Source organism: Stenotrophomonas sp. LM091 (assembly GCF_001806305.1).
GTDB classification, from domain to species: Bacteria; Pseudomonadota; Gammaproteobacteria; order Xanthomonadales; family Xanthomonadaceae; genus Stenotrophomonas; species Stenotrophomonas bentonitica_A.
Genome location: NZ_CP017483.1, coordinates 3335866 through 3357465, shown reverse-complemented (window position 1 = coordinate 3357465; position 21600 = coordinate 3335866). Strand labels below are relative to the sequence as shown.

Genomic DNA, 21600 nt, shown 5'->3' with positions numbered 1-21600 from the left:
GTGGCCGGCTCCCATCCTCACATCGTGGCGGGGCGGCGAATGCTGATACGCACAACAAAAGCGATACCACGAGTACCGCAGCACGCAGCCCCCGGCGCCAGACGAAGCACGATTGCCGAATCGGTCCAGTAGGGCTCATCGCTGGCTCCTTTCAATGCTCAAGGGCTTGCCCCACGCGTCGCGCTGGATGGACGTCCTGGCGGATTCGGGACGATCAATGACGGCAGGAAGCTCTTTCACCGGAGCACCGTAACCGTCGAATCGATAGGCTGTGACCTGCCCATCAGGGAGCCGTGTCAGCGCCGAGTTGCCGGCCTGGTAGGTCGTGACTGTGGTCAGCAGTCCAAGTTCACTGTCCTGGGATGTCGAACTCACGCGTCCCACCGCGTCAAATTCGGTCCATACACCTGACGTCGTGCCGTCCGGCGTTCGCGTGGGATAGGACTCGAACGTAGTTCTTCCCGCTTCGTCATAACTGCGCCGAATCCAGGCAACAGAGTCCGCACGCCCATTGTCGCGCCGGGTAGAAAGAACCGGCTGCCACAAGGCATCGAAGAACTGTTCGTTGACTGCATTGCCTCGTGTCTCCGTCCTTCGCCAATGCCCTGCAGCAAGTCCATGCTCCGCGCTACCAACCGGTCCGAATACCACTGCCACCGGATTGCTGATGCTGCCGTCGCAAAGCCCTGCCGTGGCGGCCGGAAAAGTGATGCCACTTATCCGGCCCATGCGATCAAATGCGTAGCATGTCTTGTTGCTGGCCTCATCGACCACAGAGGTGATCCAGCCATTAGCATCGACGTCGGCACGCTGGGAGGTACCGTCGGCGAAGACGGTTTGGCGCGGCGCTCCCCGGTACCACTCCGAAAGGAGTGTCGCATTGCCCCTGCCGTCCACGACTCTGCGCAGATTTCCGTCGGGCCAATACTCGGCGGTGCGGTCGATGCGGCCAAAGATGCTTACCGATACGGGACGGGCCTTGTCGTCGTAGGTCACCTGCTCGGAAGCAACCGCGCTCCCAGCCAGAGATGTTCTTCCCGGCAGATCCAGCACCCAGTGCTGCACGTTGTTCACGGGCGCGAAATCCAGAGTGCGCCCTCCGCCTGTGGAATCCAGATCGGACCGGAACGAGGGCTGCGCAAACACGTTGTAGCCCCCGAAAGTGGAACGGTACCAATCACCATCCAGTTCGATGTCTACCTGGTGAACCGGCGTAAGGCTGCTCAGCGGAGCGAAATTTGACGCCCACGGGGAGCTGGCAGGCACAGCGCCGAGCACCGCAGGATAAGCATTTCCGCTGGACGGAGCGTAATGGTACCGAGTCGTTCTGGTGGGAAGCGTGGCCCCAGCGCCTCCGTCCTCGACCGCCACCAGCTTGCCCTCGTACGCTCCCCATTCGTTACTGAAGGTGCTGCGCACCCAGCGGCCGCCCGGCAGCGTTTCGGTCGTCTGCACAGTTCGGATACAGCCCCCAGCGCACTGATGAGTCCAGCTGGGATTGGGAGCTCCATAGGCGTATTGCCACGTCTGGTTCACACCCGGACCGGAATACCTTCTTGAACTCAGCGCATACACGTCATAGGCGGAAGGGGTCACCACGTGCTCTTCGCTCATCGCGCTTGCGGGAACACATTCGTAGGGGACGTTGGACCGCCCACGACGGGCAACATTCAGCAGATACGTCGCGGACAGGCCCGAGGGTCCGGCCATCGATGCCTGTACGGGCCGATTGATGGCCGAAGTATCAGGGGGTGCGCATTCCGTGGGTGGCGGCGGCGCAACCAGGGAGTAGAACGAGCCCAGATCGAAGCTGTAACGGCTTCCATCCGGCTGGGTCACCGATTTCAGGGTCTTGAACTGGGAGATGGTAGATGTCCCCTCGATGGCATAGCTGTAGGTCCACACACGACCATTGGCATTCATCGCAGTTATGACATCGTCCTTCCATTCGAACGTGACCAGACGTCCATCGCTGCCGCTTATCGAGATCAGTCTGTCGCCGTCATAGTTGTAGTCGACAAAATTCCCGAAGCGATCTTCGATTCGACTGGCAACCATGGCGAGCGTGCTTACGCGTGCGCGTACAGGCGGCGCCGGATCTCTCTCGAGGATGTAGACCTGCGATCGGCGGGAGACCAGGAGACGATCCAACCGATAGCGGTTACCCGCTGGAGACAAGAAGCTGAAACCCTCACCCTCCTGCCCATTTGATGTCTGCGACAGGCAACTCGCCTGCCAGCCCGACTGGGTCACAACGGGATGGCCTGCCGGATTGTTTGAGGGCGCCACCGGATTGTTGGGATCCCGGCGCATCGGCATCTGCACTCGCCCCAGCTCGTCCACGAGTTCGTATCCTTCCCACCATTCCCTCACAGGGATGGGAATGACCGGCCCACTTGCAGAGAAGAAAGTGCAGCGCTTCAACGCGTCCTGCTGGACCACACGCCAGGGCTTTTCCGCGCTTCCCCTTGTGAGCATGTGGGGTATGGACGGCGACCAGTCCGCAAAACCCAGGGGGCCATCGCCTTTTCGATAGCGTCCCAGCTCATAGGTTCTGCCAATGACGATATCCGGCCCGGTGCCTTTTAGAACCAGATCGGTCTGATGAAAGGACAGGTCCCCCTTGTATTTGTCCAAGCGCTCGCCGAAGGCATTCTGGTCAAGAGGGGCAACCGTACTTCCAACCTTGATCGACTCGGCATAACTGGGAACCTCCTGCCCTTGTGCGTGAAAGGCGGTCATGCCACAGGTAGCTGAGACAAGGAGGATCCAGCTGCGGACACGCGCCTTTAAGGCACCTCTTTTACGAGAGTTGTACGTGCTGGCAGTCCCAGGCACCCGTCTTTCCTGCATGTTTCCCCCTCCCTACGTATGCCCCCAAGAGCGGGAGGCGCGCAATGATTGAAGAATCCTCCGTCCGTTGGCGATCTGGAACCTCGATTCCGGACACACCTTCACCCGTCCCTGACATTTGACCAAAGACGACAGTGCAGTCGTTGGAGCCGGTACGAATTCCCCTTCGCACCCGCCCCCTTGATAGCAGGCTCCGGCCTGAATGTGAATCAGATTAATCCGATAATTCTGCGGAGCCCGGGCCTGCCCTACCCCCACCCGAGTCAATGCCCAAACAAAAAGCCCCGACCAAGGCCGGGACTTTCTGCTGTATCCGGTGCCGGAAATAGGAATCGAACCTACGACTACGCAATGAGGAAGTCCGGACCTGCATCAACTATTCGAAGCTTTCGGCCTCAAGGCGAGCCTTGATCTCCTGAAGCGTCGCTCGTGCTCCAGGGAGATCCTCATGGATGTCGTCTGCAAGATACACGTTGCATACAAACTCACGTGGCCGCATATAGAACGATCCTTTCACTGGTGACCACCCAAAAGCGTGAAGCTCTGGGAACGGTGATTTCGAACAACCCTGAACGGACAGGAATCAATCGTCCGAACTCATCTTCGACTCCGTAGAGAGTCAAGCCATGGTATTCACCCTTCTTGAAGATGCAGGCAACCGTGCACACAAGGTACTCATGCCCAACGTTGATCGGGAATTCCCTCCGCCGATCTGTACCGAACGAAGGCGACACATCCATGCCGATTCTCAACGCCCGTACTTTCTTACGACACTCACCTATGGATTGATCACAGTTTTTGGCTCGATGCCATGACCAGTCTCAGAATTGCGGAACGCATGCGTTTCCACATGCCCGCCATCTGCAGCTTTATAGGACGAACTGCAGACTTTCTGATATCTGACGGCTTCACCTCCGTGCTGGGCAGCAAGACGCTCACTCTGTCGCAGTGGCTGCTTCGTAGTCGGACCGTACGTCACTGTGCCCCCCACCCGCCAACTCAGCCATCTGCTGCTCGCTTGCCAACTTCTTACCCAGTTGTGCGGCCTCGTCCCCGTGCTTAAGGACCGATTTTCCGGCATCTCCAATGATCGGAACGAGACCGGTGGTAGCCGCGACCACGTTGCGGACTGCCTCAATGGCACCTTTCGCGTCGCCAACGATGGGGGTGAAATCTGCAACCATCGAGGCAGCATCGCGGAATGCCTGCCTCGTTTCAGGCTTGGTCCAATCCGTCTCATAGACCGAACGCGGCAGGCTCTGCCTCCCGTCCGGATCCTTGAAATTGTAAGGATTCCCGTTGGCATAACGATATCGAATGAACTGCCCCACGGGCTGTTCATACGCCGCCACCGGATCAACAAGGCCGGGGATTCATAGCACAGGACTGGGCGGCTGCAGTTTCCAGGTCAGGAACGGTGCCAGGACCTAAGCGTCTGGGAAGCCGCTGGGGCGCGTAGGTCGCGCGGCTCGGAAATTCTGGGGTGCCAGCCATGGGCTGGCACTACTGGATGGCCGGCCAGCGGCCGGCGCTACCAACGGCCGTATCGCCACAAACAAAAAGCCCCGACCAGGGCCGGGGCTTTTGCTGAAACTGGTGCCGGAAATAGGAATCGAACCTACGACCTACGCATTACGAATGCGCCGCTCTACCAACTGAGCTATTCCGGCGAGGTCGTGAATTCTAGGGGGTCTGGGCCACTTTGGTCAATCAGGGAAGCGCTCACCGTGGAACGGCCCGCGCGCCCAATGGCCCGGCAAGACCTGCTCCTGCCGCACCAGCCCTTGACGCACCAGCCTCTACAGTGAATCCCCCACTTCCGGAGGCATCCCATGCGCCCCTGTCCCCGCCTGGCCGGCCTGCTGCTCTCGTCCCTTCTGCTGAGTGCCACTGCGCTGGCACGCGACACGACACCGACGCCGCAGACACCGGACCAGCAGTGGCAACCCCTGTTCCAGCAGGTCCAGGGCGCGCACCTGTTCAAGGACCAGAAGACCTTCGCCGATGCGGTACCCCGCCAGCCGGCGGCGACCGTCCTGACCCAGTGGCAGCGCGCCAGGACGCAACCCGGGTTCGACCTCGCCGGGTTCGTCTCCGAGCACTTCACCGTGCCGGGCGACGCCCCGCCGTATGTGCCACCTGCCGGCGAGACGCTGCGCGCGCACATCGAGGGGCTGTGGCCCGTGCTGACCCGCACCACCGACACGGTGGATCCGAACGGCTCGCTGCTGCCGCTGCCCAAGCCCTACGTTGTGCCCGGCGGGCGCTTCCGCGAGGTGTACTACTGGGACAGCTATTTCACCCTGCTCGGGCTGGCCTCCAGTGGTCGCTGGCAGCAGGTGCGCGACATGGTGGACAACTTCGCGTTCCAGCTCGACAGCTACGGCCATATCCCCAACGGCAACCGCAGCTACTACCTCAGCCGCTCGCAGCCGCCCTTCTTCAGCCTGATGGTGGATCTACTCGCCACCCACGAAGGCGATGATGCCTACCGCCGTTACCTGCCGCAGCTGCGCATCGAGCATGCGTTCTGGATGCGCGGCGCGGAAACGCTGGCAGCGGGCGAGGCACGCGAACGCGTCGTGCGGCTGGCGGACGGGCAACTGCTCAACCGCTATTGGGACGGCCGCGCGGTGCCGCGCACCGAGTCCTGGATGGATGATCTGGCCACCGCCGCCCTGGCGCCGCAGCGCGCCCCTTCGCAGGTGTATCGCGACCTGCGCGCCGGTGCGGAATCGGGCTGGGATTTCAGCTCACGCTGGCTCGCCGAGCCGTCGGCATTGGCGAGCATCCACACGACGGCGATCGTGCCGGTGGATCTGAACAGCCTGCTGTTCCATCTGGAAACCACGCTGGCCCGCGCCAGCAAGGCGGCCGGTGACCGCACGGCGGCACGCGCCTTCACCCGTCAGGCGAAGGCACGCCGGCACGCCATCAACGCGCTGCTCTGGGATGACGACCAGGGCTGGTACGTCGACCGCGATCTGGAGCGGGGGCAGACCCGCCCTGCCCTGACCGCGGCGGCGCTGTTCCCCTTGTGGCTGGACGTGGCGGATCGCGCGCAGGCGCGCCGTACCGCCCAGGCGGTGGAGACACAGTTGCTGCGCGACGGCGGCCTGCTGACCACCACCGTGGCAACCGGCCAGCAATGGGATGCCCCCAACGGCTGGGCGCCGCTGCAGTGGGTCGCCGTGGACGGGCTGCAGCGCCATGGGCAGGACACCCTCGCCCGCCGGATCGGCGTGCGCTTCCTGCACACCGTGCAGGTCGTGTATGAGCGCGAGGGCAAGCTGGTGGAGAAGTATGCGGTCGACGGCTCGGCCACGGGCGGCGGTGGCGGCGAATACCCGCTGCAGGATGGGTTCGGCTGGAGCAACGGGGTCACGTTGGCGCTGCTGGATCGGCTGTGTGCGCCGAAGCGCGTCTGCGACAGCGCGCAGGATGTGGAGGCCGCGGACTGATCCAGCGGCCGCCGCGGCGCGGGATCAGCGCGCCTTCCACAATTCCGCCAACCGATCCGGCTTGCCGGCGATGCGCTCCAGCGCCGGGTACTTCAGCCCGTCGTGGTAATCCAGCGTCACCGTGTCGATGCGATCGACGTTTTTCACCAGCAGCGTCAGCGGTGCCTTGTCGGTCCTGGCCGCGGTGATCGCCTCCTTCAACTGCTCGGCCTTGAACACGCGGCCATTGAGCGCGACCACGCTCATGCCGGGGGTCAGGCCGGCATTGAAGGCCGGGCTGTCCCACAGCACATCGCCGATGTAGCCGGATTCGCTGACCGACATTCCGATGGAGTAGAGCAGGTTGCTGTTCTTGCCGCGGGTTTCCTGTGCCTTGAACGCCTCGTTCGGTGTATCGGTGTACACCAGTTTCCAGCCAGCCGCTTCCAGGCCCCCGGTGAGCGGACCATGCCCGTCCAGGCGCTCGCGCAGGAAGCTGGCCCAGTCGAACGGCGCCACGCCGTTGAGCGTGCTCACCACCTCGTCGAAGGTGTAGGGATTTACATTCCAGTCGCCGTCGTTCATGCCGAAGAACGCCTTGGCGAAGTCGTCCAGCCCGCGCTTGTTACCCGTCAGCGCGCGCAGCTTGCCCTCCACCTCCAGCCAGACCATCTGGCCTCCGGAGTAGTAGTCCTCGCTCATCTGGTAGTTGCGGAAGGCCAATGCGCGGCGCTGGGCGATGGTCGGGTCGTTGGTGGTGTCCTGCAGGTTGCGCCAGGCCAGGCCCGGGCGACCACGATCGTAGGTGCCCGCCACATTGGCCAGCACGTCACGGGTCTGCTGCTGGCTCCACAGCCCGGAACGCGCGGCCAGCACCTGACCCCAGAACTGGGTCTGGCCTTCATACAACCACAGCAGGCTGTCGCCCATGGGCACGTTGAAGTTGGCGGTGGTCAGATCGGCGCCACGACGGTACTTGCCGTTCCAGGAGTGGTTGAACTCGTGCGGCAGCAGATCGCGGCCCAGCCAGGTCTTGTCCCACTCGGTGAAGTAACCCGTGTCACCGCTGTTCTCGCTGGAGCGCTGGTGCTCCAGGCCGATGCCACCGAGCTTGTCGGTCAGCGCCAGCAGGAACTCGTAGCGGTCGAAGTGGCGTGCGCCGTAGAGCTTGTACATCTGCTGCACGAGCGCGCGGTGCGCCTGGATCTGCTCGGGCTTGGCCGCCAGCGATCTGGCCTCATCGGCAAAGACGTTCAGGTGCACCGGCACCTTCGCGCCGGGGTCCAGGTCGAAGCGCTGGAAGTGGCGCCCGGCGAACAGCGGCGAGTCGACCAGGTGGTCGTAGCTGATCGGCTTGAACACCACCGTGTCACCCTCGCGGCGCTCGGTATCCAGCGCGGTGGCATATGACCAGCCCGGCGGCAGAGTGACGGTGGCCTGCGCCTGGATGTTGCGGGTGATCACCCCGGCCGGATACAGCGAATTGGCATTCCACTGCAGATTGAGCATGTCCGGGGTCATCACCACGCGGCCCTGGTTGCCCTGCGAAGAGAGGAACTTGAACTCGGCCACCACTTCGCTGGCGCCCTGCGGCACCTCCACGGTGAAGGCATAGACGTCGTACTGATCACGCGTCCACTGCAGTGGCTTGCCGTTGGCGGTGACGACCAGGCCGGCGAGCTTGTCGATCGGGCCACTCGGTGAATGTGCCCCGGGCAGCCACTGCGGGTACAGCAGGGTCAGTGGGCCGGGTCTGGCCGGCACCGTGGCCTTGACCTTGAAGATCCGTCGGCCGATGTCACGTGCGTCCACGTCGATGCGCAGCAGGCCGGGGAAGGCCACGTCCTGCGGCGGCGGTGTCTGCGCCTGCACGCCGGTGGCGGACACGGCCAGCAACACGGACAGGGCAATGGCACGCATCTTCATCAGGCAGGCTCCAGCGGGGGAAGCCTCGATCCTAGCCCTGCGTCACTGCCCTGCCCCATGGCCAAAGGTCATGCGTCGCGTTGCGGCCATGATTGGCACAGCGGCGCGCGGTGATGTTCTGTCTGCCGGATGGGATCAGGGCCAACCGGGGTGCGCTGCCGGCCAGCGGCCGGCACTACCGGGGCAGCGCCACGGCATGCGTGGCGTCGCGATGCCTGGTCAGTCGACCAGTCGCAGCCGCAGTTCCTTCGGCAGCGCGAACACCATCGATTCCGGCTCACCGTCCAGTTCGCCGACGCCGGTGGCACCGAGTTCCTTCAGCCGCGCGATCACGCCATCCACCAGCACCTGCGGGGCCGAGGCACCGGCGGTCAGGCCGATGTGCTTCTTGCCGGCGACCCACGCCGGATCGATCTCGTCGGCACCGTCGATCAGATAGGACTCCACGCCATCACGGCGCGCCAGTTCACTCAGGCGGTTGGAGTTGGAGCTGTTCGGCGAGCCGACCACCAGCACCAGATCGCAACGCTTGGCCAGGTCGCGCACGGCGTCCTGACGGTTCTGCGTGGCGTAGCAGATGTCGTCGTTCTTCGGGCCCTGCATCGCCGGGAAGCGGGTGCGCAGGGCTTCGATGATGCCGCGGGTGTCATCCACCGAGAGCGTGGTCTGGGTGGTGTAGGCGAAGTTCTCCGGCTGGTCGATGACCAGCGTGGCGACGTCCTCCACATCTTCCACCAGGTAGATCTGGCCGGTGCCGCGCTCGCGGCTCCACTGCCCCATCGTGCCTTCCACTTCCGGGTGCCCGGCGTGGCCGATCAGCACCACGTCGCGGCCGGCGCGACAGTGGCGGGCCACTTCCAGGTGCACCTTGGTGACCAGCGGGCAGGTCGCGTCGAACACCTTCAGGCCACGTCGGTCGGCTTCCTGGCGCACGGCCTGGGAAACGCCGTGGGCACTGAAGATCACCGTGTTGTCGTCCGGCACTTCGTCGAGCTCCTCGACGAAGATCGCGCCGCGGGCCTTGAGGTCATCGACCACGAACCGGTTGTGCACGACCTCGTGGCGCACGTAGATCGGCGCACCCAGGGTCTCGATCGCGCGCTTGACGATCTCGATCGCACGATCGACACCGGCACAGAAACCACGCGGATTGGCGAGCAACACATCCATCGGTCAGATACTCCGGCCGGCGTGAGCCGGGTTGTTACGGATACAGGAGGGAATTATCCCGCTTTTTTGGCAGCCTTGCCGTCGAACAGGCCGAACAGGGCGATACCCACCGCGCCGACCACGATCGCCGAATCAGCGATATTGAACGAGGGCCAGTAATGGTCCCCGATATGCCACTGGATGAAATCGACCACGTGACCGTGCATGAGGCGGTCGATCACGTTGCCGATCGCCCCGCCGATCACCAGCGCGTAAGGCACGGCGCTGCGCCAGGCGCCGCGAGCGGTGCCCCACATCCAGTAGGCCATCAGGCCGCTGATGCCTACTGCCAGTGCGGTGAAGAACCACAGCTGCCAGCCACCGGCATCGCTCAGGAAGCTGAATGCCGCACCGGTGTTATAGGTGCGGAACCAGTTCCAGAAGCCCTCGATGACCACCACCGGCTCGTACTCGGGCAGGCTGGACAGCACCCAGGCCTTGCTCCACTGGTCGGCGATGATGATCGCCGCCGAGAGCAGCAGCCAGATCAGCGCGTTCGGACGCGGACGGGCGGCGGCCATCAGAACCACCGCCGGTCTTCGCCGGCCCCGTCGATGTTGGTCACGCAGCGGCCACACAGTTCCGGATGCGCAGCGACCGAGCCCACATCGGCGCGGTAATGCCAGCAGCGCACGCACTTCTGCTTGCCGGTCGGCTGGGCGCTGACGAACACCTCATCGGTGGTCGCCGGGCGTACCTGCACGTCACCGCTGATCAGCAGGAAGCGCAGCTCTTCGGCCAGCGGCTGCCAGCGCGCGGCGGTTTCTTCGTTGGCGGCGACGGTGATCTCCGCTTCCAGCGCCGCACCGATCGCACCATTGGCGCGCATCGGCTCAAGCACCTTGGCGACCTGCTCGCGCAGGGCCAGCAGCTGGTCGAAATCGGCCGCGCTGAGCGGTGCATCGGCCGGCAACGGAGCCAGGCCCTCGTACCACGTGGCGAACAGCACGTTCTCCTTGCGCTCGCCCGGCAGGTACCCCCACAGCTCATCGGCGGTGAAGCTCAGGATCGGCGCGATCCAGCGCGTGAACGCTTCGGCGATGTGGTACATCGCGGTCTGCGCCGAGCGGCGGCCGCGCGAGTCCACCGGCATGGTGTACAGGCGGTCCTTGGTGACATCCAGATACACCGAGCCCAGATCCACGCTGCAGAAGTTCAGCAGCAGCTGCACGATCTCGGCCATGTTGTAGCCGGTGTACGCCGCCTTGATCTTCTCCTGCACCTCGAAGGCGCGATGCACGATCCAGCGGTCCAGCGCGACCATGTCGGCCGGGGCCACCCGATGCTGGGCCGGGTCGAAGCCGTCCAGGTTGCCGAGCAGGAAGCGCGCGGTATTGCGCAGGCGCCGGTAGGCATCCGCGTTGCGCTTGAGGATTTCCTGCGACAGCGACATTTCGTTGCTGTAATCGGCCGAGGCGATCCACAGGCGCAGGATGTCCGCGCCCAGGGTCTTCATGATGTCCTGCGGCTCGATGCCGTTGCCCAGTGACTTGGACATCTTGCGGCCCTTCTCATCCACGGTGAAGCCGTGGGTGAGGCACTGCTTGTACGGGGCCTGCTTGTCGATGGCCACGCCGGTCAGCAGCGAGGACTGGAACCAGCCGCGGTGCTGGTCCGAGCCTTCCAGGTACAGATCGGCCGGCTTGCCGAAGCCACGCGCCAGCAGCACGCCTTCATGGGTCACGCCCGAGTCGAACCAGACATCGAGGATGTCGGTGACCTTCTCGTAGTGCGGCGCTTCATCGCCCAGCAGCTCGGCGCTGTCCAGGGAGTACCACACGTCGATGCCCTCGGCCTGCACGCGGTCGGCGACCTGCTGCATCAGCTCGACGGTACGCGGGTGCGGCTCACCGGTTTCGCGATGGGTGAACAGCGCGATCGGCACACCCCAGGTGCGCTGGCGGCTGATGCACCAGTCCGGACGGCCATCGACCATCGAGCCGATGCGCGCCTTGCCCCAGCTCGGGAACCAGCCGACGTTGTCGATCGCGGCCATCGCATCGCTGCGCAGGTTGGCCTTGTCCATCGAGATGAACCACTGCGGGGTGGCACGGAACACGACCGGGGTCTTGTGGCGCCAGCAGTGCGGGTAGCTGTGCACGATCTCGACATACGCCAGCAGCGCACCGGACGCGCGCAGCACATCGACGATCAGCGGCTGCGCCTTCCACAGGTGCACGCCGGCCAGCTCGACATCGCCGGCCGGCGGGGTCGAGGACAGGTACACGCCGCGGCCGTCGACCGGATTGATCTGGCCGGCGTTGTACTTCTCCATCAGCCCGTACTGCTGGCTGACCACGAAGTCTTCCTGGCCGTGGCCGGGGGCGGTATGCACCGCGCCGGTACCGTCTTCGTCGGAGACGTGCTCGCCGTTGAGCAGCGGGATGTCGCGCTGCGGGTAGAACGGATGGGCCAGCAGCAGGTTTTCCAGCGCGGCGCCGGTGGCACGACCGTGCACGACCAGGCCGTCCACGCCATAGCGCTGCAGCGAACGCTCGGCCAGCGCGGCGGCCAGCACCAGCCAACGGCGCTTGCCGTGGAGGGCCGGGCCTTCGGCCAGCACGTACTCGATCTCCGCACCGAGCGACACCGCCAGCGAGGCCGGCAGCGTCCACGGGGTGGTGGTCCAGATCGGCACCGCAACCTCGACATCGACCGGCAGGGTCGCGCCGAAGCGCGCGGCCAGCTGCTGCGAATCACGCGACACGTAGGCCACGTCGATCGCCGGCGAGGTCTTGTCCTGGTATTCGATTTCCGCCTCGGCCAGCGCCGAGCCACAGTCGAAGCACCAGTGCACCGGCTTGGCGCCGCGCACGATGTGACCGTTGGCGAACACCTTGGAGAGCGCGCGGATCTCATCGGCTTCGAAATCGAAGCTCAGCGTCTTGTACGGGTTGTCCCAATCGCCGATCACGCCCAGGCGCTTGAAGTCGCGGCGCTGGAGTTCGATCTGCTCTTCGGCGAACTCGCGGCACTTCTGGCGGAACGCGACCGCATCAAGCTTGACGCCGACCTTGCCCCACTTCTTCTCGACCGCGATCTCGATCGGCAGGCCGTGGCAATCCCAGCCCGGCACGTAGGGCGCATCGAAGCCGGCCAGGTAGCGCGACTTGACGATGATGTCCTTGAGGATCTTGTTGACCGCGTGGCCCAGGTGGATCTGGCCGTTGGCGTAGGGCGGGCCGTCGTGCAGCACGAACAGCGGGCGGCCCTGCGCGTTGTCGCGCAGGCGGGCGTAAAGGCCCTCGTCCTCCCAGCGCGACAGAATGCCCGGCTCGCGCTTGGGCAGGTCGCCGCGCATCGGGAATTCGGTTGCCGGCAGATGAAGGGTGGCTTTGTAGTCCTGGCTCACGCAGTGGCTCGCAATCTGTGTTCGGAAAGGATGTGACGGGCCTGTTCGGCGTCACGGTGCATCTGGTCGGTCAACGCGGCCAGATCGTGGAACTTTTCTTCGTCGCGCAACTTGGCGACGAATTCGACATCGATGTGGCGACCGTACAGGTCACCCTGGAAATCAAACAGGTGCGCCTCCAGCAGCGGCTCCACGCCATCCACGGTGGGACGCGTCCCGAAGCTGGAGACCGAGGGCCACGGCTGGTCGAACACGCCGTGGACCCAGGTGGCATAGATCCCCGACAGCGCCGGCGTCTTCGGGAAGCGCAGGTTGGCGGTCGGGAACCCCAGCGTACGGCCCAACTGGCGGCCGCGCACTACCCTGCCCCCAATCGTATACGGCCTGCCCAGCAGATCGCCGGCGTGGCTGAAATCACCGGCGCGCAGCAACTGGCGGATGCGGGTGCTGGAGATGCGCTCACCGTGCAGATCCACCGGCTCGATCTCGTCGGCACTGAAGCCACGCTCGCGGCCCATCGCCTGCAGCAGGGCCAGATCGCCGCGGCGGCGGTTGCCGAAGCAGAACTCCGGCCCGATCCACACCTCGCGCGCGCTCAGCCGGTGCACCAGCAGCTGCTCGACGAAATCCTCGGCCTGCATCGCGGCCATGCGCGCGTCGAACCGCAGCAGGCCGATCGCGTCCACGCCGAGCTCGCGCAGCATCGCGACCTTGTCGCGGGCCAGGGTCAACCGCGGCGGCGGCTCGCCCTGGGCGAAGTACTCGCGCGGCAGCGGCTCGAAGGCCACTGCCACGGCGGCCACGCCCAATGCGCGCGCGCGCGAAACGGCGTGGCGCACCAACGCACGATGACCCAGGTGCAGGCCGTCGAATGCGCCGATGCAGACCACGCTTCCGTGCGGGAACAACTGCCCGCCTTCGACGCTTCTAAACAGCCTGCTCATCTACGTGGAATGCGGCCCACCAGGGCCGATGCTTTGCAAGAGATAGCCATGAAGTATAGCCGGGCTGCCCCCGGATCAATGCTCCCGCAGGTGGCGCGGGCGGAAGCCCAGCGCGATCAGGGCCACCAGATAGGTCAGGCCACCGCCGCCGACCAGCAGCGCGAGGTGGCCGATCCGGTGCCATTTGTCCATGCCGGTGAAGTCCGCCATCCCGTAACGCAGGGCCAGCAGCACCGCCACCATGGCCACGCAGGCCAGCCCCAGCTTGGTGACATAGCCGCCCCAACCCGGCTTGGGCTGATACACGTCGGTCTTGCCCAGCCAGTACCAGAGCAGGCCCAGGTTCAGATAACTGGACAGCGCGCTGGCAATGCCCAGCGCCAGGTGCAGGCCCGGCTGCTTGCCCAGCGCGACCCACACGCCCTGCGCCTTGAGCGCGTCGGGCACCATCACCTGGTACAGCACGGCCAGCAGAATGAAGTTGAACACCATGTTGGCCACCAGCGCGGCCACGCCGGCGCGGACCGGGGTACGGGTGTCCTGGCGGGCGTAGAAGGCCGGCAGGACCACCTTGAGCAGCGCGAACGCCGGCAGCGCGAAGCTCAGGCCGTACACCGACAGCGCGGTCATCCGGGTATCGAAGGCGGTGAAACGCCCGTACTGGAAGACCGTGGCGATCAGCGGCTCGGCCAGCAGCAGCAGGCCCAGCATGGCCGGAACGGCGATCAGCAGGGTCGTGCGCAGGCCCCAGTCCAGCGCGCTGGAGAAGCCGGCCTTGTCGGTGCTGACATGGTGGCGGGCCAGCGCCGGCAGGATCACCGTGCCCAGCGCCACCCCGAACACGCCCAGCGGCAGCTCCAGGAAGCGATCAGCCAGCGACAGCCAGGACTGCGAGCCGTCGGTCAGCTTGGCGGCGATCACGGTATCGAGCAGCAGGTTGATCTGCGCGATCGAAGAACCGAACAGGGTCGGCACCATCAGGGTCAGCACCTTGCGCACGCCCGGATGCCGCCAGCCCCAGCGCGGCAGGGTCAGCAGGTTGATGCCCTTCAGCGAGGGCAGCTGGAACAGCAGCTGCAGCAGCCCGGCCGCCAGCACCGCCCAGCCCAGCGCCAGGATCTGCTTCTCCGGCGTACCGCCCAGCCGCGGGGCCAGCCACAGCGCACCGGCGATCATGCACAGGTTGAGGATGACCGGGGTCAGCGCCGGCATCGCGAACTTCTGGAAACTGTTGAGCGCCCCGCCCGCCAGGGCGGTCAGCGAGACGAACAGCAGGAACGGGAAGGTCAGCCGGAACAGGTCCACCAGCAGGCCATGCTTGGCCGGGTCGGTATCCACCCCGCTGGAGAACAGGGTCGCCAGCTGGGGCGCGAAGATCAGCGCCAGCGCGGTGACCAGCAGCAGGACCCCGCCCAGGGTGCCGGCCACCCGCGACATCAGCTCGCGTAGTTCGGCGTGGGAGCGGGTTTCCTTCACCTCCGTGAACACCGGAACGAACGCGGTGGCGAACGAGCCCTCGGCGAACAGGCGGCGCAGGAAATTGGGCACCCGGAAGGCGACCCAGAAGGCGTCGGTCACCGCATTGGTGCCGAACGTGGTGGTGATGACCAGGTCGCGAACCAGCCCCAACACCCGCGAAATCATGGTCATGCTGCTGAAAGACAGCAGGCCCCGCAACATCCTTGGTGAACTCACCCGTGTTCCCTCTTGACAATTGACTTGACGTACATTTTTCGAGCCATCATACTTTCCAGCTTGCTGTTCCCATTACACCGATTTTTCAGGAAACCACCACTGTGGCCAATATCAAGTCCGCCAAGAAGCGCGCCAAGCAGACCGTCGTGCGCAACGCGCGCAATACGGCTCAGCGTTCGATGCTGCGCACCGCTGTCAAGAAGGTGATCAAGGCTCTGGATGCCAATGACGCCGCCGGCGCCGAGGCAGCCTTCGCTGTTGCCCAGCCGATCCTCGACCGTTTCAGCTCGCGTGGTCTGATCCACAAGAACAAGGCTGCTCGCCACAAGAGCCGCCTGACCGCGCGCATCAAGGCCATCAAGGCCGCCTGATACGGCGCTGCGGGTGTCGTAGAGCCACGCCACGCGTGGCTTCGATCCAGCCGCAGAGAAAAGCCCGGCCCCGGCCGGGTTTTTTGTTGCCTGCGATCTGCGACGTCCAGCCCGGCTGGCGGCGACGGCGGCACCACAGAAAAACCCGGCCGGAGCCGGGTTTCTCAGGGGCGCGCGGGTGCGCTCAGTACGCATCGCGCGCTTGCGCCTCGTCTTCCTTCTGGCGATCGAAGAAGGCCATGATGTTGTTCATGATCGGCCAGGTGCCTTCACGGCCCAGGGCCGAGACCAGGTACCACGGCTGGGTCCAGCCCAGCTCGGCGATGATCTTCTCGGCGGCGGCCTTGGCCTCGTCCTCGAACATCAGGTCGGCCTTGTTCAGCACCAGCCAGCGCGGCTTGTTCAGCAGCTCCGGGTCGTGCTTTTCCAGCTCGCGCTCGATCGCCCGGACCTGCTCGATCGGCGAGACACCTTCCACGCCACCTTCCATCGGGGAGATGTCCACGAGGTGCAGCAGCAGGCGGGTGCGCTGCAGGTGGCGCAGGAACTGCGCGCCCAGGCCGGCACCATCGGCCGCGCCTTCGATCAGGCCGGGAATATCGGCGATCACGAAGCTGCGGTAGTTCTCCACGCGCACGACGCCCAGATTGGGGTACAGCGTGGTGAACGGGTAATCCGCAACCTTCGGCGTCGCAGCGGACACGGCGCGGATCAGCGTGCTCTTGCCGGCGTTCGGGAAGCCCAGCAGGCCCACGTCGGCCAGCAGCTTCAGCTCGAGCTTGAGCAGGCGCTCTTCACCCTCTTCGCCCGGCAGCGCCTGGCGCGGCGAGCGGTTGGTGGAGCTCTTGAAGTGCATGTTGCCCAGGCCACCACGGCCGCCCTTGGCAACCAGCAGGCGGTCGCCGTGACCGGTCAGGTCGCCGATCACTTCATCGGTGCTGACGTTCATGATCACGGTGCCGACCGGCACGGTGATGACCAGGTCTTCGCCGCCCTTGCCATAGGCCTGGCGGCCCATGCCGTTCTCGCCGCGCTGCGCCTTGAAGATGCGGTCATGGCGGAAGTCGACCAGGGTGTTGAGGTTCTCGTCGGCGCGGATCCACACGCTGCCGCCATTACCGCCGTCGCCACCGTCCGGCCCGCCCAGCGGAATGAACTTCTCGCGACGGAAACCGATGCAGCCGTTGCCGCCATTGCCGGCGATCACCTGGATTTCTGCTTCGTCTACAAGTTTCATGATTCTGGATGCCAATCTGGAGGCGGCGGGCGCGAGGTGCACCCCACCGCAGAGTCTAACGGCCCCGGTACGATCCAGGGCCGGCGGCGGGAAATGTCCCGCCCGATATTCGATACCAACGAAAAACCCCGCCGAAGCGGGGCTTTCGTCAGCGACCCCACGCCGTGGCGTGGGCGCCTGCGTACCGCTGAAGATCAGGCTTCGGCGACGACGCTGACGGTACGACGCTTCTTCGGGCCCTTGACCGAGAACTCCACCTTGCCGTCGACGAGCGCGAACAGGGTGTGGTCACGGCCGAGGCCAACGCCGGTACCCGGGTGGAACTGGGTGCCGCGCTGACGCACGATGATGTTGCCGGCGTCGATGGCCTGGCCACCGAAGATCTTGACGCCGAGGTATTTCGGGTTGGAGTCGCGACCGTTGCGCGATGAGCCTACGCCCTTCTTATGTGCCATGACTGCTTCTCCTTATTACTTGCTGCCACCGGCAATGCCGGTGATCTCGATTTCGGTGTAGTACTGACGGTGACCCTGGCGCTTCATGTGGTGCTTACGGCGACGGAACTTGATGATCCGGACCTTGTCGGCACGACCCTGGGACACGACCTTGGCGGTGACCGAAGCGCCGCTCAGCGCGTCGCCCAGCTTGATGCCATCGCTGTCGCCCAGCATCAGGATGTTGTCGAACTTGATCTCGTTGCCGACTTCGACTTCGAGCTTTTCAACGCGGAGCGTTTCGCCCTGCGCCACGCGGTATTGCTTACCGCCGGTTACCAGTACTGCGTACATGACCAGACTTCCTCTGTAGTTATTGTGGTCTATGGACTGCCGCCATCGAGGGCGGACAGAAGCGGAATTTTAATGACTTCAACCACTTCGGGTCAACCCACCCCCTGCTCTGACCCGGATTTGGCTGAATACGGTTCAGGAAACCGGCTGGCGGGGTCTCAGGGAATGAGACATGGGGGTGGCAAAGTCCGCGATTGCCCCCAAATCCCAAGCTCGGTAGGCTGACCGATTGCCGTTTCCGATTGCCCCACCCGCTTGCCGGCTCCCTGAGCCGAAGCCCCACAACGGATCCCCCATGGCGATGGATTTCATCCGCATCCGCGGCGCGCGGACGCACAATCTCAAGAACATCGATCTCGACCTGCCCCGCGACAAGCTCATTGTCATCACCGGCCTGTCCGGCTCGGGCAAGTCGTCGTTGGCGTTCGACACCATTTACGCCGAAGGCCAGCGTCGTTACGTGGAGTCGCTGTCGGCCTATGCCCGCCAGTTCCTCAGCGTGATGGAAAAGCCGGACCTGGACCACATCGAGGGCCTGTCCCCGGCGATCTCGATCGAGCAGAAGTCGACCTCGCACAACCCGCGCTCGACCGTCGGCACGATCACCGAGATCTACGACTACCTGCGCCTGCTGTACGCCCGCGTCGGCAGCCCGCGCTGCCCGGACCACGGCTACCCGCTGGAGGCGCAGACGGTCAGCCAGATGGTCGACCACGTGCTGACCCTGGATGCCGAGCAGCGCTACATGCTGCTGGCCCCGGTGATCCGCGAGCGCAAGGGCGAGCACGCCCAGGTCTTCGACCAGCTGCGCGCGCAGGGGTATGTGCGCGTGCGCGTGGATGGCCAGCTGCATGAAATCGATGCGGTGCCGCCGCTGGCGCTGCGCCAGAAGCACACCATCGAAGCGGTGATCGACCGCTTCCGCCCGCGCGAGGACATCAAGCAGCGCCTGGCCGAGAGCTTTGAAACCGCGCTGAAGCTGGGCGACGGCATGGTCTCGGTGCAGTCGCTGGATGTGGAGGATGCGCCTGCGCATCTGTTCTCGTCCAAGTACAGCTGCCCGGTCTGCGATTACTCGCTGCCGGAGCTGGAACCGCGCCTGTTCTCGTTCAACTCGCCGGTCGGCGCCTGCCCGGGCTGCGATGGCTTGGGCATGGCCGAGTTCTTCGATCCCTCGCGCGTGGTGGTGCACCCGGAGCTGTCGCTCTCGGCCGGTGCCGTGCGCGGCTGGGACCGCCGCAATGCGTACTACTTCCAGCTGATCGCCTCGCTGGCCAAGCACTACAAGTTCGACACCGACGCCCCCTGGCAGAGCCTGCCCGCGGATGTGCGCCAGGCCGTGCTGTACGGCAGCGGCGATGAAACCATCACCTTCACCTACTTCACCGAAGCCGGTGGCCGCACCCAGCGCAAGCATCGCTTCGAGGGCATCATTCCCAACCTCGAGCGCCGCTACAAAGAAACCGAATCGGCCGCGGTGCGCGAAGAGCTGGCCAAGTACATCAGCGAACGCAACTGCCCGGAGTGCAACGGCCAGCGCCTGAACAAGGCTGCGCGCAACGTGTTCGTGGCCGACCGTGCGCTGCCCGAACTGGTGGTGATGCCGATCGACGACGCGCTGAAGTTCTTCAGCGGCATGACCCTGCCCGGCTGGCGCGGCGAGATCGCCGGCAAGATCGTCAAGGAGATCGGTGAACGCCTCGGCTTCCTGGTCGATGTCGGGCTGGATTACCTCACCCTGGAGCGCAAGGCCGACACCCTCTCCGGTGGCGAAGCCCAGCGCATCCGCCTGGCCTCGCAGATCGGTGCCGGCCTGGTCGGCGTCATGTACGTGCTGGATGAGCCGTCCATCGGCCTGCACCAGCGCGACAACGAACGCCTGCTCGGCACCCTCACCCGCCTGCGCGACCTGGGCAATACGGTGATCGTGGTCGAGCATGACGAAGACGCGATCCGCCTGGCCGACTACGTGCTGGATATCGGTCCGGGCGCGGGCGTGCATGGCGGCGAGATCGTCGGCCAGGGCACCCTGCAGGACATCCTGGATGCACCGCGTTCGCTGACCGGCCAGTACCTGTCGGGCAAGCGCGCCATCGAGATCCCGGCGCGCCGGCACAAGCCGAACCCGAAGATGACGCTGCACCTGCGCGGTGCCAGCGGCAACAACCTCAAGGGCGTGGACCTGGATATTCCGTCGGGCCTGCTGACCTGCATCACCGGCGTGTCCGGCTCGGGCAAGTCGACCCTGATCAACGACACCCTGTTCTCGCTGGCGGCCAACGAGATCAACGGCTCATCGCACCCGATCGCCCCCTACAAGGAAGTGGACGGGCTGGATCTGTTCGACAAGGTGGTGGACATCGACCAGTCGCCGATCGGCCGCACCCCGCGCTCGAACCCGGCCACCTACACCGGTCTGTTCACGCCGCTGCGCGAGCTGTACGCGCAGGTGCCCGAAGCGCGTGCGCGCGGCTATTCGCCGGGGCGTTTCAGCTTCAACGTGCGCGGCGGCCGCTGCGAAGCGTGCCAGGGCGATGGCCTGATCAAGGTGGAAATGCACTTCCTGCCGGACGTGTACGTGCCCTGCGATGTCTGCCATGGCAAGCGCTACAACCGCGAAACGCTGGAGATCCTCTACAAGGGCTACAACATCAACGACGTGCTGCAGATGACCGTCGAAGATGCGCTGAAGCTGTTCGAACCGGTGCCGAGCATCGCGCGCAAGCTGGAAACACTGGTCGACGTGGGCCTGAGCTACATCAAGCTGGGCCAGAGCGCGACGACGTTGTCCGGTGGTGAAGCGCAGCGCGTGAAGCTCTCCAAGGAACTGTCGCGCCGCGATACCGGGCGCACGCTGTACATCCTGGATGAGCCGACCACCGGCCTGCACTTCCACGATATCGAGGCGCTGCTCGGCGTGCTGCACAAGCTGCGCGACGAAGGCAACACGGTGGTGGTGATCGAGCACAACCTGGATGTGATCAAGACCGCCGACTGGATCGTCGATCTGGGTCCGGAAGGCGGCCATCGCGGCGGCACCATCCTGGTCACCGGTACGCCCGAAGACGTGGCGGCGTGCCCGACCTCGTACACCGGCCAGTTCCTGGCCAAGATGCTGCCTTCCACCAGCGCGCGCCCGGAACAGCCGGCCGCCGTGGCCAACAAGCCCGACGCCCGCCCGCCGCGCAAGGCCAAGCCGGAAAAGCCGGCCAAGGTGGCCAAGAAGGCGGTTGCCGCCACGCGTGCGGCAACCCCCAGCAAAACCAGCCCTGCCAAGACCACGAAGGCGAAGAAGAAGTAATGAGCAGCGAACACAAGATCCTCGCCCGCGTACCGATCAGCGTCCGCTGGCGCGACATGGACAGCATGGGCCACGTCAACAATGCCAAGTACATCTCCTACCTGGAAGAAGCGCGCGTGCGCTGGATGCTGGGGGTGGAGGGCGTTTCGATGACCGACCGCATCGCACCGGTAGTGGCGGCGACCAACGTCAACTACCGCCTGCCGATCGTGTGGCCCAACGACATCGTGGTGGAGCTGTTCGTCGAGCGCCTCGGCAACAGCAGCGTGACCATCGGCCACCGCATCGTGGACGAGAAGAACGACAGCACGCTGTATTCGGACGGCAACGTGGTGGTGGTCTGGATGGACACGCAGACCGGCAAGAGCGCGCCGTTGCCCGAGGCGATCCGTACGGCATCGAGCTGAAGGGTTCCGCCGCGTCAAGCTGACAGGTTCCGCCGCGCCGAACTGAAAGGTAGTGCCGGCCATCGGCCGGCACTACC

At 64.9% G+C, this 21600-nt stretch carries 15 protein-coding genes and 1 tRNA gene; 4 read left to right on the top strand and 12 right to left on the bottom strand.

Annotation, left to right across the window (positions count from 1 at the left end; translation table 11 throughout):
• Positions 1-135: 135 nt before the first annotated feature.
• The 3 genes from BIZ42_RS14835 to BIZ42_RS14825 all read right to left on the bottom strand — a co-directional run bounded on the left by BIZ42_RS14835 (position 136) and on the right by BIZ42_RS14825 (position 4523).
• Complete coding sequence (locus tag BIZ42_RS14835) at positions 136-2742, bottom strand: hypothetical protein (protein WP_070426869.1); 2607 nt, start codon at positions 2740-2742, stop codon at positions 136-138.
• 1046 nt (positions 2743-3788) lie between these two features.
• Positions 3789-4184: a hypothetical protein gene (locus tag BIZ42_RS19790; RefSeq protein ID WP_216636692.1), complete on the bottom strand. Its 396-nt coding sequence runs from the start codon at positions 4182-4184 to the stop codon at positions 3789-3791.
• A gap of 263 nt (positions 4185-4447) precedes the next feature.
• Positions 4448-4523 (bottom strand) — tRNA-Thr (locus BIZ42_RS14825).
• Between the two features lie 162 nt (positions 4524-4685).
• Here BIZ42_RS14825 and treA point away from each other — a divergent pair.
• Positions 4686-6314 carry an alpha,alpha-trehalase TreA gene (gene treA, locus BIZ42_RS14820; protein WP_070426867.1) on the top strand — a complete coding sequence of 543 codons (1629 nt, stop codon included), beginning with the start codon at positions 4686-4688 and terminating at the stop codon, positions 6312-6314.
• A 24-nt stretch (positions 6315-6338) separates the two neighbouring features.
• Here treA and BIZ42_RS14815 read toward each other — a convergent pair whose 3' ends face one another.
• The 6 genes from BIZ42_RS14815 to murJ all read right to left on the bottom strand — a co-directional run bounded on the left by BIZ42_RS14815 (position 6339) and on the right by murJ (position 15404).
• Positions 6339-8219: a M61 family metallopeptidase gene (locus BIZ42_RS14815; protein ID WP_070426866.1), complete on the bottom strand. Its 1881-nt coding sequence runs from the start codon at positions 8217-8219 to the stop codon at positions 6339-6341.
• Between the two features lie 219 nt (positions 8220-8438).
• The gene (gene ispH / locus BIZ42_RS14810) at positions 8439-9389 is read right to left on the bottom strand and encodes a 4-hydroxy-3-methylbut-2-enyl diphosphate reductase (RefSeq protein WP_070426865.1); all 951 of its coding nucleotides are present in this window, start codon (positions 9387-9389) and stop codon (positions 8439-8441) included.
• 53 nt (positions 9390-9442) lie between these two features.
• Entirely contained in the window at positions 9443-9949 is a 507-nt protein-coding gene (gene lspA / locus BIZ42_RS14805) for a signal peptidase II (RefSeq protein WP_070426864.1), read from the bottom strand.
• Positions 9949-12780 (bottom strand): isoleucine--tRNA ligase, encoded by a 2832-nt coding sequence (ileS, locus tag BIZ42_RS14800; RefSeq protein ID WP_070426863.1) that lies wholly within the window; start codon positions 12778-12780, stop codon positions 9949-9951. The genes lspA and ileS overlap by 1 nt, the downstream gene beginning before the upstream one ends.
• Positions 12777-13724 carry a bifunctional riboflavin kinase/FAD synthetase gene (locus BIZ42_RS14795; RefSeq protein ID WP_019184513.1) on the bottom strand — a complete coding sequence of 316 codons (948 nt, stop codon included), beginning with the start codon at positions 13722-13724 and terminating at the stop codon, positions 12777-12779. The genes ileS and BIZ42_RS14795 overlap by 4 nt, the downstream gene beginning before the upstream one ends.
• Before the next feature lie 75 nt (positions 13725-13799).
• Positions 13800-15404, bottom strand: a complete 1605-nt coding sequence (gene murJ / locus BIZ42_RS14790; RefSeq protein WP_070426862.1) for a murein biosynthesis integral membrane protein MurJ — start codon at positions 15402-15404, stop codon at positions 13800-13802.
• A 116-nt stretch (positions 15405-15520) separates the two neighbouring features.
• Between murJ and rpsT the strand changes: the two genes are divergently transcribed.
• Complete coding sequence (gene rpsT / locus BIZ42_RS14785) at positions 15521-15790, top strand: 30S ribosomal protein S20 (protein WP_019184515.1); 270 nt, start codon at positions 15521-15523, stop codon at positions 15788-15790.
• A 184-nt stretch (positions 15791-15974) separates the two neighbouring features.
• Here the strand turns inward: rpsT and obgE are convergent, their stop codons facing one another.
• From obgE to rplU, 3 genes are all read right to left on the bottom strand, one after another.
• Positions 15975-17027: a GTPase ObgE gene (obgE, locus tag BIZ42_RS14780; RefSeq protein ID WP_046272194.1), complete on the bottom strand. Its 1053-nt coding sequence runs from the start codon at positions 17025-17027 to the stop codon at positions 15975-15977.
• Between the two features lie 194 nt (positions 17028-17221).
• Positions 17222-17482 carry a 50S ribosomal protein L27 gene (gene rpmA / locus BIZ42_RS14775; protein WP_019184517.1) on the bottom strand — a complete coding sequence of 87 codons (261 nt, stop codon included), beginning with the start codon at positions 17480-17482 and terminating at the stop codon, positions 17222-17224.
• Between the two features lie 15 nt (positions 17483-17497).
• Positions 17498-17815 (bottom strand): 50S ribosomal protein L21, encoded by a 318-nt coding sequence (rplU, locus tag BIZ42_RS14770; RefSeq protein ID WP_019184518.1) that lies wholly within the window; start codon positions 17813-17815, stop codon positions 17498-17500.
• A 295-nt stretch (positions 17816-18110) separates the two neighbouring features.
• On the opposite strand from rplU, the gene uvrA reads away from it, so the two are divergent.
• Positions 18111-21116 (top strand): excinuclease ABC subunit UvrA, encoded by a 3006-nt coding sequence (gene uvrA / locus BIZ42_RS14765; RefSeq protein WP_070426861.1) that lies wholly within the window; start codon positions 18111-18113, stop codon positions 21114-21116.
• A complete protein-coding gene (locus BIZ42_RS14760; protein ID WP_019184520.1) occupies positions 21116-21523 on the top strand; it encodes a thioesterase family protein in 408 nt (135 codons plus the stop codon). The genes uvrA and BIZ42_RS14760 overlap by 1 nt, the downstream gene beginning before the upstream one ends.
• Positions 21524-21600 lie beyond the last annotated feature (77 nt).